Source organism: Streptomyces sp. NPDC127197 (assembly GCF_042672405.1).
GTDB lineage: Bacteria > Actinomycetota > Actinomycetes > Streptomycetales > Streptomycetaceae > Streptomyces > Streptomyces flavusporus.
Genome location: NZ_JBHXVG010000001.1, coordinates 339,898 through 352,843 on the forward strand (window position 1 = coordinate 339,898; position 12,946 = coordinate 352,843).

At 71.4% G+C, this 12,946-nt stretch carries 13 protein-coding genes; 5 read left to right on the forward strand and 8 right to left on the reverse strand.

Annotation, left to right across the window (positions count from 1 at the left end; all coding sequences use genetic code 11):
• Positions 1–32 precede the first annotated feature (32 nt).
• The 3 genes from pepN to ACFVJQ_RS01660 form a co-directional block, all read right to left on the reverse strand.
• On the reverse strand, positions 33–2,519 hold the full coding sequence (pepN, locus tag ACFVJQ_RS01650) for an aminopeptidase N (RefSeq protein WP_385780145.1): 2,487 nt from the start codon (positions 2,517–2,519) through the stop codon (positions 33–35).
• A gap of 218 nt (positions 2,520–2,737) precedes the next feature.
• Complete coding sequence (locus ACFVJQ_RS01655) at positions 2,738–3,088, reverse strand: chorismate mutase (RefSeq protein ID WP_385509298.1); 351 nt, start codon at positions 3,086–3,088, stop codon at positions 2,738–2,740.
• A 183-nt stretch (positions 3,089–3,271) separates the two neighbouring features.
• A complete protein-coding gene (locus ACFVJQ_RS01660) occupies positions 3,272–4,057 on the reverse strand; it encodes a trypsin-like serine protease (RefSeq protein WP_374328856.1) in 786 nt (261 codons plus the stop codon).
• A 173-nt stretch (positions 4,058–4,230) separates the two neighbouring features.
• On the opposite strand from ACFVJQ_RS01660, the gene ACFVJQ_RS01665 reads away from it, so the two are divergent.
• Positions 4,231–5,127 carry a hypothetical protein gene (locus ACFVJQ_RS01665; protein ID WP_385509299.1) on the forward strand — a complete coding sequence of 299 codons (897 nt, stop codon included), beginning with the start codon at positions 4,231–4,233 and terminating at the stop codon, positions 5,125–5,127.
• Positions 5,128–5,158: 31 nt separating this feature from the next.
• On the opposite strand, the gene ACFVJQ_RS01670 is transcribed toward ACFVJQ_RS01665, so the two are convergent.
• On the reverse strand, positions 5,159–6,073 hold the full coding sequence (locus ACFVJQ_RS01670) for an SDR family oxidoreductase (RefSeq protein WP_385509300.1): 915 nt from the start codon (positions 6,071–6,073) through the stop codon (positions 5,159–5,161).
• 1 nt (position 6,074) lies between these two features.
• Complete coding sequence (locus tag ACFVJQ_RS01675) at positions 6,075–6,833, reverse strand: SDR family oxidoreductase (protein WP_385780150.1); 759 nt, start codon at positions 6,831–6,833, stop codon at positions 6,075–6,077.
• 103 nt (positions 6,834–6,936) lie between these two features.
• Between ACFVJQ_RS01675 and ACFVJQ_RS01680 the strand changes: the two genes are divergently transcribed.
• From ACFVJQ_RS01680 to ACFVJQ_RS01695, 4 genes are read left to right on the forward strand one after another with little or no spacing between them, the layout of a single operon-like run.
• Complete coding sequence (locus ACFVJQ_RS01680) at positions 6,937–7,683, forward strand: enoyl-CoA hydratase family protein (RefSeq protein WP_224740057.1); 747 nt, start codon at positions 6,937–6,939, stop codon at positions 7,681–7,683.
• Positions 7,680–8,528: a CoA transferase subunit A gene (locus ACFVJQ_RS01685; protein ID WP_385509303.1), complete on the forward strand. Its 849-nt coding sequence runs from the start codon at positions 7,680–7,682 to the stop codon at positions 8,526–8,528. The genes ACFVJQ_RS01680 and ACFVJQ_RS01685 overlap by 4 nt, the downstream gene beginning before the upstream one ends.
• Positions 8,525–9,268, forward strand: a complete 744-nt coding sequence (locus ACFVJQ_RS01690; RefSeq protein WP_385780153.1) for a CoA-transferase subunit beta — start codon at positions 8,525–8,527, stop codon at positions 9,266–9,268. The genes ACFVJQ_RS01685 and ACFVJQ_RS01690 overlap by 4 nt, the downstream gene beginning before the upstream one ends.
• On the forward strand, positions 9,268–10,326 hold the full coding sequence (locus ACFVJQ_RS01695) for an NAD(P)H-dependent flavin oxidoreductase (RefSeq protein ID WP_385780156.1): 1,059 nt from the start codon (positions 9,268–9,270) through the stop codon (positions 10,324–10,326). Before ACFVJQ_RS01690 ends, ACFVJQ_RS01695 begins: the two co-directional genes overlap by 1 nt.
• Here ACFVJQ_RS01695 and ACFVJQ_RS01700 read toward each other — a convergent pair.
• Genes ACFVJQ_RS01700 through ACFVJQ_RS01710 form a run of 3 tightly spaced genes read right to left on the reverse strand, consistent with a single transcriptional unit; the run spans position 10,310 to position 12,918 of the window.
• A complete protein-coding gene (locus ACFVJQ_RS01700) occupies positions 10,310–11,467 on the reverse strand; it encodes an acetyl-CoA C-acetyltransferase (protein WP_385509306.1) in 1,158 nt (385 codons plus the stop codon). The two genes, ACFVJQ_RS01695 and ACFVJQ_RS01700, sit on opposite strands and share 17 nt — an antisense overlap.
• A 23-nt stretch (positions 11,468–11,490) precedes the next feature.
• Positions 11,491–12,105, reverse strand: a complete 615-nt coding sequence (locus tag ACFVJQ_RS01705; RefSeq protein ID WP_385509307.1) for a TetR/AcrR family transcriptional regulator — start codon at positions 12,103–12,105, stop codon at positions 11,491–11,493.
• Between the two features lie 27 nt (positions 12,106–12,132).
• Positions 12,133–12,918, reverse strand: a complete 786-nt coding sequence (locus ACFVJQ_RS01710; protein WP_385780158.1) for an SDR family oxidoreductase — start codon at positions 12,916–12,918, stop codon at positions 12,133–12,135.
• Positions 12,919–12,946 lie beyond the last annotated feature (28 nt).

The window sequence follows — 12,946 nt, forward strand, 5'->3', positions numbered from 1 at the left end:
CCTACCCCCACGGCGTGATCCGCCGGACGGCCCTACGCCTGCCGTACTCGCAAGGCGCGGGCCAGATCGTCCAGTTGGTCGGCCAGCTTGCGGCGCAGGGCCGGGATGGGGTCGGCGTCGCGCAGGCACTCCTCGCCGAGGCGCAGGGTGTCGGTGTCGACGGCGTGGGTGGGGAAGGCCCAGCGGCCGGCGGCATCGGCGATGGCGGGGCCGCGGCGGGCGGCTACGGCGACGGCGTCCTCGTAGTAACGCGGCACGTACTCCCGTACGAGGTCGGCCTGTTCGGGCTGCCAGAAGCCCTGGGCGGTGGCGGTGAACAGGTAGTTGGACAGGTCGTCCGTGGCGAACATGGCCTCCCAGGCGGTGTGCTTGGCCGCCGGGTCGGGCAGGGCGGCGCGGCAGCGGGCGGCGCCCTCCTGGCCGGTGGCGCTGGGGTCGCGGTCCAGCTCGGCGGCTATGGCCGTCTCGTCGGTGGCGCCGAGGACGGCGAGGCGGGCGAGGACGCGCCAGCGCAGCTCGGGGTCGAGTTCCGGTCCGCCGGGGACGGTGCCGTCGGCCAGCCAGGCGGCGATGGTGTCGGGCTGGGCGGCGACGTCGATGAAGTGGCGTACGGCGAGCAGACGCAGGCCGGGGTTGTCGCCGTCCTCGGTGCGGCGCAGCAGGTCGCGGCAGAGGGAGGAGATGGTGGTCAGGGCGGCGGGGCGGTCCTCGGGGGCGAGGTAGCGGTCGGTGATCTGGGTGGTGGCGAAGCCGAGGACGCCTTGGACTAGGGCGAGGTCCGTCTCGCGCGGGAGGTGGGCGCGGGCGGTGTCCAGGTAGGTGGTGGGCGGGAGTTCGCCGTCGCGGACGGCGTCCCTGAGGGCGTTCCACACGACCGCGCGGGTGAGGGGTTCGGGCAGGCCGGACAGTCCGTTGCGCACGGCGCGGAAGGACTCCGGGTCGAAGCGGACCTTCGCGTAGGTGAGGTCGCTGTCGTTGAGCAGCAGCAGCGCGGGGCGCTTGCCGATGGGCCGGCCGTCGGTCTGCGGGATGTCGAGGTCGAGGCGTTCGCGCAGGGTGAGGCGGCCTTCGTCGGTGAGGTCGGGGTCGTAGAGGCCGACGGCGATGCGGTGCGGGCGGCTGCCGGTGCGTTCGACGGTGAGGGTGTAGGTGCCGTTGTCGCCGGTGACGCGGGGGGTGAGGGTGTCGACGCCGGTGGTGCGCAGCCAGGCGTCGGCCCAGGCGTGGACGTCGCGTTCGGTGGCGGCGGTGAGGGAGTCGATGAAGTCGGTGAGGGTGGCGTTGCCGAACCGGTGCCGGGTGAAGTGGGTGTTGATGCCGGCGAGGAAGTCCTTCTCGCCGAGCCAGGCCACCAACTGGCGTAGCGCGGAGGCGCCCTTGGCGTAGGAGATGCCGTCGAAGTTGAGCAGGGCGGAGGCGGTGTCGTTGACGGCTTCGGGGGCGACGGGGTGGGTGGAGGGGCGCTGGTCGGCGTCGTAGCCCCAGCCCTTGCGGACGACGCCGAAGTCGGTCCAGGTGTCGGTGAAGCGGGTGGCCTCGGTGAGGGTCTGGTAGCCCATGTACTCGGCGAAGGACTCGTTGAGCCAGATGTCGTCCCACCACTTGAGGGTGACGAGGTCGCCGAACCACATGTGGGCCATCTCGTGGGCGATGACCATGGCGCGGGTCTGCCGCTCGGTGTCGGTGACGGCGGAGCGGTAGACGAACTCGTCGCGGAAGGTGACCAGTCCGGGGTTCTCCATGGCGCCGGCGTTGAACTCGGGGACGAACGCCTGGTCGTAGGAGTCGAAGGGGTACGGTTCCTCGAACTTCTCGTGGTAGCGGTCGTAGCACGCGCGCGTGACGTCGAGGATTTCGTCGGCGTCGGCGTCCAGGTAGGGCGCGAGCGAGCGGCGGCAGTGGATGCCGAAGGGCAGGCCGCGGTGCTCGGTGCGCACCGAGTGCCAGGGGCCGGCGGCGACGGCGACGAGGTAGGTGGAGATCAGCGGGGTGGGCGCGGCCTTCCATACGCCGTCGGTGTGCTCGGTGATGCCGTTGGCGAGGACGGTCCAGCCGTCGGGTGCCTTCACCGACAGTTCGAAGACGGCCTTGAGGTCAGGCTGGTCGAAGGCGGCGAAGACCCGCTGGACGTCGTCCATGAACAGCTGGGTGTAGACGTAGGTCTCGCCGTCGGTGGGGTCGGTGAAGCGGTGCATGCCCTCGCCGGTGTGCGAGTAGCGCATGGCGGCGTCGACGCGCAGTTCGTGGTCGCCGGGGGTGAGGTTCTTCAGGGGCAGGCGGTTCTCGTCCAGGGTCTCCGGGTCGAGGGGCTGTCCGTCGAGGGTGACCGAGCTCAGTTCGGCGGGCTTGAGCTCGACGAAGGTGTCCGTGACGTCCTGGTCCGCGCGGACGGTGAACCTGATCACGGTACGGGAGTCGAAGGTCTCGTCCCCGGTGGTCAGATCTAGGTCGATCGTGTAGCGGCGGACGTCGAGGAGCTGGGCACGGGTCTGCGCTTCGTCGCGCGTGAGTACGGACATGGAGGACATGCTGCCTGATGGCACTGACAGGGGGACAGGGGCGGAGGGGTATACGGGCCTGTGTGGGGTCCCGCGTCGGTGGCGCGGCCCAGCCGGTGGCCTGGACGACCGAACCGCGCCCGGGTCGCTGACGGGGAGTGCTCGCCTGCTGACGTGGAGTGCACGACGCGCCGTGCCCGCGTGGGTCCCTGTCCCGTCCTGGGTGAGGTCGGCCGAGGTCAGTCGGCCGGGGACGCGGTTGCGTTCTCGGTGTCCTCGGCGATTCTCTCGTGGTGCCGGATGACCTCGGCGATGATGAAGTTGAGGAATTTCTCAGCAAAACCCGGGTCCAGCTTGGCGCTCTCCGCGAGGGCGCGCAGCCGGGCGATCTGCCGTCCCTCGCGGTCCGGGTCGGCGGGCGGCAGCTGGTGCACGGCCTTGAGGTGTCCGACCTGCTGGGTGCACTTGAAACGCTCGGCGAGCATGTGGACGACGGCCGCGTCGATGTTGTCGATGCTCTCACGCAGCCGGGCGAGCTCCTCGCGGACGGCCGGATCGACGTCACCGGTGGTGGTGTTGCTGGTGGTCATGGGCTCCCACCCTACGGGGCGGCGTCGCGGGCCGCGCCGATCACCTTGGGGAAGGCCACTCCTCATGCCCGCCGGGCACGCCCGGCACGCGTCCCGTCTCACGGAAGCCGTGCCTGAGGTGGAAGCCGGTTTTCCGGCGGAGCCGCACATGACACGGGCGGCTCCGCCGTACGGTGGCTCGCCCTACAGCGCGGACGCCGCCCGGGCTATGTCCTTCGCGAAGTGGCTGACCTCGGTGTAGACACCGGGAACGCCGGTGCGGGCGCAGCCGTCACCCCAGCTGACGATGCCGACCTGGATCCACTTGCCCGCGTCGTCCTTGCGGAACATGGGGCCGCCGGAGTCGCCCTGGCAGGTGTCGACGCTGCCGCTCTGGTAGCCGGCGCACAGTTCCTCTGCGGGCACCAGGCGGTTGCCGTAGTGCCACTTGCACGCGCGGTCGCTGACGAACGGCACGGTGGCCTTCTGGAGCTTGGTCGTGCCGGTTCCCGCGCCCTCCTTCGTGTCGCCCCAGCCGGCGATGGTGAACATGCCGCGGTTGTAGCGGTTGGTGGTGGCGATCTTCAGCGTGGGCTTGTCGATGGGCCGGGCCAGCTTGATCAGCGCCCAGTCCTTGCCCGTGCCGTCGTAGCCCGGCGCCACCTTGACCTTGGTCGACTTGACCTTGATCGCGGCGGAGGAGTTGAGGTCGGCGACACCCGCGGTGACGGTGATGCGGGTGTTGTTGCCGGAGCCCTCCATGCAGTGGGCGGCGGTCAGGACGATGTCCTTCTTGTACAGCGCCCCGCCACAGCCCATGGAGAGGTGGACCATGAAGGGGAACTCGTTCTGCGCGGCGGGCTTTCCGCCGATGACGCGCGTGTCCGCGGCGTGCGCGCTGACCGGCTGGAGGCTGGCGACCGCGAGGGCGACGGCACCGGCTGCCGCGGCTCTCTTCGCCAGGGTCAGGCCCGTTCTTCTCGTCGCGATATGGGTCAACGTACTTCCCTTCGTGGGGGATTGGGCGGCTCGCGAGTATGAAGATCGGATGGCGTGCATGACAAGGACAGATCTCACGCCCCGGCGGAGGAACCCGGCCGGCGAAAATCAGCTCTCACCCCCGTAGAGTGGAATCGGGTTCAAGGCGTCTTGGGGGTACGGGCGTGGCGAACGACGGACCGGTCGAGCACGGCTACCCACACCTGGAGACGGTGCGGGCCGCCATCACCGCGCTGTACAGGCGGCTGTCGTACGACACCGTCCAGACGTTCGCGACCAGCGTGGCCCCGGCCGACGTGGCCTTCTGCGACACCGACGACCTGTATCTGGGCGCCCAGCGGGTGGCCCGCGAGCTGGTGCGGCACTACCGGCTGCCGGACGCCCGCCTGATCGTCAGCTTCCGGGAGATGCAGCACGCGGCGAACGTCGAACTCGCCGCGGGCCCCGAGTACTTCGTGGAGTTGAACGACCGCTTCCGCGCCCACCGCCGGGACATCGGCGCGGCGCTGGCGCACGAGGTGATGCATGTGTATCTGCACCGCCTGGGCCTGTCCTTCGACGGCACGCGGGACAACGAGATCCTCACGGACACGGCGACGACGTATCTGGGCGCCGGCTGGCTGCTGCTGGATGCGTACCGGGAGGACTCGGCGTCCAGTCAGAAGCTCGGCTATCTGACCCCGGAGGAGTTCGGGTACGTCCTCGCCAAACGCGCCATGGTGTTCGGGGAGGATCCGTCGACGTGGTTCACCAGCCCGCAGGCGTACACGGCGTTCGTGGAGGGCAGGTCCCTGGCCCGCCGGGACGAGCAGCAGCCTCCGCTCACGGCGGCGGGCTGGGCGGGCCGGCGGCGCTACGCCCGCGACCGGCGGCACGCTCAGGACCGGCACGCCCTGGTCGCGGCGCCGGGCGCGCCGTACGCCTTCACGCCGGATGCGCGCGGGCCGCTGCGGGTGTCGTTTCCCTGCCCGACGTGTCACCAGCGGATCCGGGTACCGGTGCGGGGGCGTGTGCGGGCGCGCTGTGCGCTGTGCAGGACTGTGCTGGAGTGCGATACGTAGGTGTGGTGGTGGTCGGGTGTTGATGCCAGGGTCAGTCCACCTGGCTCCCGTACACCGCCCCCGGAACCTCCGCGGCGTCCAGCAGCCCGCGTACCGCCCCATCTACTTCGGTCACGTCCCACCGCGCGCCCTTGTCGGTCTCGGGCCCCGCCCGCCACCCCTCCATCACGGCGATCCGGCCCCCTTCCGCCTCGAAAACCCGCCCGGTGACCCCCGTGCTGGCGGCCGAGCCGAGCCAGACGACGAGGGGGGAGACGTTCTCCGGGGCCATGGCGTCGAATCCGCCGTCCGGGGCAGCCATGGCCGTCGCGAACGTGCGGTCCGTCATCCGTGTGCGCGCTGCCGGTGCAATCGCGTTGACCTGTACGCCGTACCGCCCGAGCTCTGCCGCCGCGACCAGGGTCAGCCCGACGATCCCGGCCTTCGCGGCGCTGTAGTTGCCCTGACCGACGGAGCCCAACAGGCCCGCTCCACTGCTGGTGTTGACGATCCGGGCCGCCGGTGTGCGGCCGGCCTTGGCCTCGGCCCGCCAGTGCGCGGCGGCATGTTTCAGTGGCAGGAAGTGGCCCTTGAGGTGGACGCGTACGACGGCGTCCCAGTCGTCCTCCCCGAGGTTGACCAGCATGCGGTCGCGCAGGAAGCCGGCGTTGTTGACGAGGGTGTCGAGCCGGCCGTACGTCTCCAGCGCGACCTGGATCAGGGATGCCGCGCCGTCGGTCGTGGCGACGTCCCCGCCGTGCGCGACCGCTTCACCGCCGCGCGCCCGGATCTCCGCGACCACCCGCGCGGCCGGGCTGTCGGCCGCGGGTGTCCCGTCCGGCCCGACCCCGAGGTCGTTGACGACGACCCGTGCGCCCTCGGCGGCGAAGGCGAGCGCATGGGCCCTGCCGAGCCCCCGCCCGGCCCCGGTGACGACGACGACCCGCCCGTCGCAGATTCGGCTCATCTCACCCCTCCTTGTGGGCGGTCGCGGCGTCCAGGAACGCGGGCCGCTCCCCGCCTCCGTGTACGAGCAGGCTCGCCCCGCTGATGTACGAGGCGGCGTCGGAGGCGAGGAACACGGCGGCCGCACCGACGTCGGACGGTTCCGCGAGCCGTCCGAGCGGAACCGTGCGCGACACCGCCGCGATCCCGTCCTGGCCCCCGTAGTGGAGGTGGGACAGCTCCGTTCGCACCATCCCGACCACCAGCGTGTTGACCCGCACGTCCGGCGCCCACTCGACGGCCATGGAGCGGGCGAGGCTCTCCAGTCCCGCCTTGGCGGCGCCGTACGCGGCCGAGCCGGGGGACGGGCGGCTGCCGCTGACGCTGCCGATCATCACCACACACCCCTTGGCCTGTGCGAGGTGCTCGTACGCGGCGAGCGAGGCGGTCAGCGGGGCGACGAGGTTCAGTTCGACGACGCGGGCATGCCGCTCGGCGTCGACGTCGGTCAGCAGCCGGTGCGGAGTGCCGCCTGCGTTGTTGACGAGGACGTCGAGGCGGGGCAGCGCGGCGAAGAAGGCCCGTACGGCGCTCTGGTCGCGCAGGTCGACGGACACGAACCGGCAGCCGTCGAGCGGAGTGTCGGCCGGTCTGCGCGCACAGGTGACGACGTCGGCGCCCGCGTCGACGAAGGCCCGCGCGATCCCGGCGCCGACTCCTCGGGTGCCGCCGGTGACGACGACGGTCCGGCCGGCCAGGCTCGGGCGCCGTGAGTTTTCCACAAGGGGTGCTTTGTCCACAGGGGCTCCCACTGCCGAACGGCGGCTGCTAGCTTCAAAGCCTCACACCTAACAAATGTTTGGTGGAAAGGTAGCTGATGTGCTCATGGGTGTCTCCACCTCGTCCCCGGGAAAGGGGATTTCCGTCGTCACGGTCGACCATCCGCCGGTGAACGCGCTGCCGGTGGCCGGCTGGTACGCCCTCGCGGACGCGGTGCGCGCGGCCGGCCGGGACGCCGAGGTCCGCTGTGTCGTGCTGGCCGCCGAGGGGCGGGGCTTCAACGCGGGTGTGGACATCAAGGAGATACAGGCGCGGGGCGACAGCGCCCTGCTCGGTGCCAACTCCGGCTGTGCCGAGGCGTTCGCGGCGGTGTACGAGTGCGAGGTTCCCGTCGTGGCGGCGGTGCAGGGCTTCTGCCTGGGCGGCGGTATCGGCCTGGTGGGGAACGCGGACGCGATCGTGGCGAGCGAGGACGCCGTCTTCGGCCTGCCCGAGCTGGACCGGGGCGCCCTCGGCGCGGCCACGCACCTGGCCCGCCTGGTCCCCCAGCACCTCATGCGCACGCTGTACTACACCTCGCGCACGGTGAGCGCGGCCGAGCTGCAGGCGCACGGCTCGGTGTGGCGGGTGGTGCGACGCGGGGAACTGCGGGCGGCGGCCCTGGAGTTGGCCCGCGAGATCGCCGCCAAGGACGGTCGGCTGCTGCGCCTGGCCAAGGCCGCCATCAACGGTATCGACCCGGTCGACGTGCGCCGCAGCTACCGCTTCGAGCAGGGCTTCACCTTCGAGGCGGGTCTCAGCGGGGTGGCCGGCCGCGTCCGCAGCGGCTTCGGAAAGGACGTGCCCGAGTGACCGACAAGACGATGACCGCCGACGAGGCCGTCTCCCGGCTGCGGAGCGGTATGACCCTCGGCATCGGCGGCTGGGGCTCGCGCCGCAAACCGATGGCCCTGGTGAGAGCACTGCTCCGCACCGGGATCACCGATCTCACCGTCGTCTCGTACGGCGGTCCGGACGTCGGCATGCTGGCCGCCGCCGGCCGGATCCGGAAGCTGGTCGCCGCCTTCGCCACCCTCGACTCGATCCCGCTCGAACCCCACTACCGGGCGGCGCGCGAACGCGGGGCGTTCGAGCTGATGGAGATCGACGAGGCGATGTTCCTGTGGGGGTTGCAGGCCGCCGCGAACAGGCTCCCGTTTCTCCCGGTCCGGTCCGGCCCCGGTTCGGACGTGATGCGGGTGAACCCCGCGCTGCGCACGGTGACGTCCCCGTACGAGGACGGCGAGACGCTCGTGGCCATGCCGGCCCTGCGCCTGGACGCGGCTCTGGTCCATGTGAACCGCGCGGACCGGCGGGGCAACGGGCAGTATCTGGGCCCCGACCCGTACTTCGACGACCTGTTCTGCGCGGCAGCCGAGCGGGCGTACGTCTCCTGCGAGCGGATCGTGGACACGGCCGAGCTGACGAAGGAGGCCGCGCCGCAGACGCTCCTCGTCCAGCGGCACACGGTGGCCGGCGTCGTCGAGGCCCCGAACGGCGCCCACTTCACCTCCTGCGCACCCGACTACGCGCGCGACGAGGCCTTCCAGAAGCACTACGCCGGCACGCCCTGGCCACAGTTCGCCGAGCAGTTCCTCGGCGGCGACGAGCCCGCATACCGGTCCGCCGTCCAGGCCTGGCACAAGGAGCGGCCATGAGCGCAGAAGCGTCCGCACCCACCCGCGCCGAGTACTGCGTGATCGGCTGCGCCGAGGCCTGGCGCGGGGCCGGCGAGATCCTGGCGAGCCCCATGGGCCTGATCCCCTCCATCGGCGCCCGGCTCGCCCGCCGTACCTTCGCCCCCGACCTGCTGCTGACCGACGGCGAGGCGACGCTGGTGGACGTCGACGGCACGCCTGAGGGCTGGCTGCCGTACCGCCGGCACCTCACCCTGGTCACCGGTGGCCGACGGCACGTGATGATGGGCGCGAGCCAGATCGACCGCTACGGCAACCAGAACATCTCCTGCATCGGCGACTGGACGAAACCCGTCCGGCAACTGCTCGGCGTGCGCGGAGCGCCGGTCAACACACTGAACAATCCGACGAGTTACTGGATCCCCCGGCATTCCCGGCGGGTGTTCGTCGAACGCGTCGACATGGTGTGCGGGGTCGGGTACGACCGTGCCGCCGCGCACCCGGAGACGGCACGCTTCCACCACCTGGCCCGGGTCGTCTCCGACCTCGGCGTCTTCGACTTCGCCACGCCGGACCACTCGATGCGGGTGGCGTCACTGCACCCGGGGGTGAGCGTCGAGGAGGTGCGGGAAGCGACGGGCTTCGCGCTGACGGTCCCGTCCGAGGTGCCGCCGACCCGCGCGCCCACGACCGAGGAACTGCACCTGATCCGTGAGGTGATCGACCCGGCGAACACCCGGGACCGGGAGGTGCGGACCTGATGGAGACGGCGCTCACCAGACTGGTCGGCGTACGGCATCCCGTCGTGCAGACCGGGATGGGCTGGGTGGCGGGCCCCCGCCTGGTCTCGGCGACGGCGAACGCGGGGGCGCTCGGCATCCTGGCGTCGGCGACGATGACGCTCGACCAGTTGCGCGAGGCGATACGCGAGGTCGCATCGCGGACGACCGCACCCTTCGGCGTCAATCTGCGGGCCGACGCGGGCGACGCGGCCGACCGGGTCCAGATCATGATCGACGAGGGTGTCCGGGTCGCCTCGTTCGCCCTCGCCCCCTCCCCCGAACTGATCGGCGCTCTCAAGGAGTCGGGCACGGTGGTCATCCCGTCCGTCGGGGCGCGGCGCCATGCCGAGAAGGTCGCGGCGTGGGGCGCGGACGCGGTGATCGTGCAGGGCGGCGAGGGCGGCGGCCACACCGGCGAGGTGGCAACGACGGTGCTGCTGCCCCAGGTCGTGGACGCCGTGGACATCCCGGTCGTGGCGGCGGGCGGCTTCTTCGACGGGCGGGGCCTGGTCGCGGCGCTGGCGTACGGGGCGGAGGGCGTCGCCATGGGCACGCGGTTCCTGCTGACGTCGGACTCTGCGGTGCCTGACGCGGTGAAGGCGAGGTATCTGGCGGCGACGGTCAGGGACGTCACGGTCACGACGGCGATCGACGGCCTGCCGCACCGCATGCTGCACACGGAACTGGTCGACGCGCTGGAGAGATCCGGCCGTACGACGACCCTGCTGCGGGCCATACGCAGGGCGGCCGGGTTCCGGAAGCTGTCCGGCCGCACCTGGCGCGGCATGATCCAGGACGGCCTCGCGATGAAGCACGGCAAGGACCTGACCTGGAGCCAGGTCCTGCTGGCCGCCAACACGCCGATGTTGCTGAAGGCGTCGATGGTGGACGGTCGTACGGACGTCGGTGTGATGGCGTCCGGGCAGGTCGCCGGGGTCATCGAGGACCTGCCGTCGTGCGCGGAGCTGGTGGAGCGGATCATGACGGAGGCCGAGGAGACGCTGAAGTCCTTGGAGCTGCTCAGATCCTCTCGATGATCGTCACGTTCGCCTGTCCCCCGCCCTCGCACATCGTCTGCAGCCCGAACCGCCCACCCGTGCGCTCCAGTTCGTGCAGCAGCGTCGTCATCAGCTTCGCGCCGGTCGCGCCGAGCGGGTGGCCCAGGGCTATCGCGCCGCCGTTGACGTTGACCTTCCCGGGGTCGGCGCCGGTCTCCTTCAGCCAGGCCAGGACGACCGGCGCGAAGGCCTCGTTGATCTCGACGAGGTCGATGTCGTCGATGGTGAGGCCGGTCTTCTTCAGGGCGTGGGCGGTGGCGGGTATCGGGGCCGTGAGCATGCGGATCGGGTCCTCGCCGCGCACCGAGAGGTGGTGGACGCGGGCGCGCGGCGTCAGCCCGTGCTCGCGCACCGCCTGCTCGGAGGCCAGCAGCAGGGCCGCCGCGCCGTCGGAGACCTGCGAGGAGCAGGCGGCCGTGATCGTGCCGCCGTCGATGACCGGCTTCAGCGCGGCCATCTTCTCCAGGGAGGTGTCCCGCCGTGGCCCTTCGTCGGCGGCGACGTCCCCGTACGGCACGGTCTCCCGCGTGAACCGCCCCTCGTCGATCGCCCGCACCGCCCGCCGGTGCGAGCCGAGCGCGAACTCCTCCTGCTCCGGCCGGCCGATCCCCCACTTCGCGGCGATCATCTCGGCGCCGGCGAACTGGTTCACCGCCCGGTCCCCGTACCGCGCCCGCCACCCCTCGCTCCCTGCGTAGGGCCCCTGGGTGAAGCCCAGCGGCTCGGCGGCCTGCCGGGTCGCGTAGGCGATGGGGATCTGCGACATGTTCTGTACGCCCCCGGCGACCACCAGGTCCTGTGTCCCGGACAGCACGCCCTGCGCCGCGAAGTGCACGGCCTGCTGCGAGGACCCGCACTGGCGGTCCACGGTCACCCCGGGCACCTCCTCGGGCAGCCCGGCCGCCAGCCAGCAGGTCCGCGCGATGTCCCCGGCCTGCGGCCCGACGGTGTCCAGGCATCCGAAGACGACGTCCTCGACGGCGGCCGGATCGACCCCGGCCCGCTGGATCAGCGCCTTGAGCACATGGGCACCCAGGTCGGCCGGGTGGACCCCGCTCAGTCCTCCTCCGCGCCGCCCCACGGGCGTGCGGACCGCTTCGACGATGTAGGCCTCGGCCATGTCAACTCCCTCACGGAAAAGGGCTATTCACGTACGGCGATCCCGTCCAGCACCATCGACAGGTACTGCCGGGCGATCTCCTCCGGACTGTGCTGCCCGCCGGGCCGGTACCAGGACGCGGCGACCCACACCGTGTCCCGCACGAACCGGTAGGTGAGCCGGACGTCGAGGTCGTCCCGGAAGACCCGGTCCGCGACGCCGCGCTCCAGCGTGGTCAGCCACGCCTTCTCGAACTTGCTCTGGGACTCGGCGAGGAAGGCGAACCGCTCCTGCGCCGCCAGCTGCCTGGACTCCTTCTGGTAGATCGCGACGGCGGGGCGGTGCCGGTCGATCTCCTTGAACGACTCGGTGACCAGGGCCTGGAGCGTCTCGCGCGGCCCGAGCCCGGCCTCCAGGACGGCGTCGTAGCCGTCCCAGAGCTCGTCCAGGAAGGTGTGCAGGATCTCCTCCAGCATCGACTCCTTGGAGTCGAAGTGGTAGTAGAGGCTGCCCGCGAGCATGCCCGCCTGGTCGGCGATGGTCCGTACGGTTGTTGCGTTGTAGCCCTGCTCGGCGAAGACCTCTGCGGCGGTGCGCAGGAGTTCGCGGCGGCGCGCCGGCGCGGCGCCGGTCACCTGAGGCTTCTTCTTGGTCGGCACGTGACCCATTGTGGTCTGCACCCGCACCTAGGGATGCCGGCTGCTGACGGACACGACCTCTCCGGTCATGTACGAGGAGTAGCCGGACGCCAGGAACACGATCACGTTGGCCACCTCCCAGGGTTCGGCGTACCGCCCGAAGGCCTCGCGGGCGGTGAGCTCGGCGAGCAGTTCGGGTGTCGTCACCTTCACCAGGTGTGGATGCATGGCGAGGCTCGGCGCGACGGCGTTGACCCGCACTCCGTACTCGGCGGCTTCCAGGGCCGCGCACCGGGTCAGCGCCATCACGCCCGCCTTCGCCGCGGCGTAGTGCGCCTGCCCGGCCTGGGCGCGCCAGCCGACGACGGACGCGTTGTTGACGATCACTCCGCCGCCGGTCGTGCGCATCGCCCGCAGGGCCGCCCGGGTGCACCGGAAGGTGCCGTTCAGCGTCACGTCCAGCACGCGGGACCACTGCTCGTCGCTCATGTCGACCAGGTCGGCCGTCCCGCCCAGGCCCGCGTTGTTGACGACGATGTCCAGCCGCCCGTGCTCCCGTACAGCCGCCGCGAAGAGCGCCCGCACCTGGGCGTCGTCGGTGACGTCACAGGGGACGGCCGCCACCGCGCCCGCGAACTGACGCCCCAGCTCTGCCTCGTACTCCTTCAGCCGCCGCACATGCGCGTCACTGATCAGCACGCGTGCGCCCTCCTCCAGGAACCGGCGGGCGGTGGCGCCGCCGATCCCCGCCCCGGCCGCCGCGGTGATGACGGCGGTGCGCCCGGCGAGCAGTCCGTGCCCGGGGACGTATGACGGAGCCTCGACGTCTGTCATGGCGCCACGCTAACCTACCAAACACTTG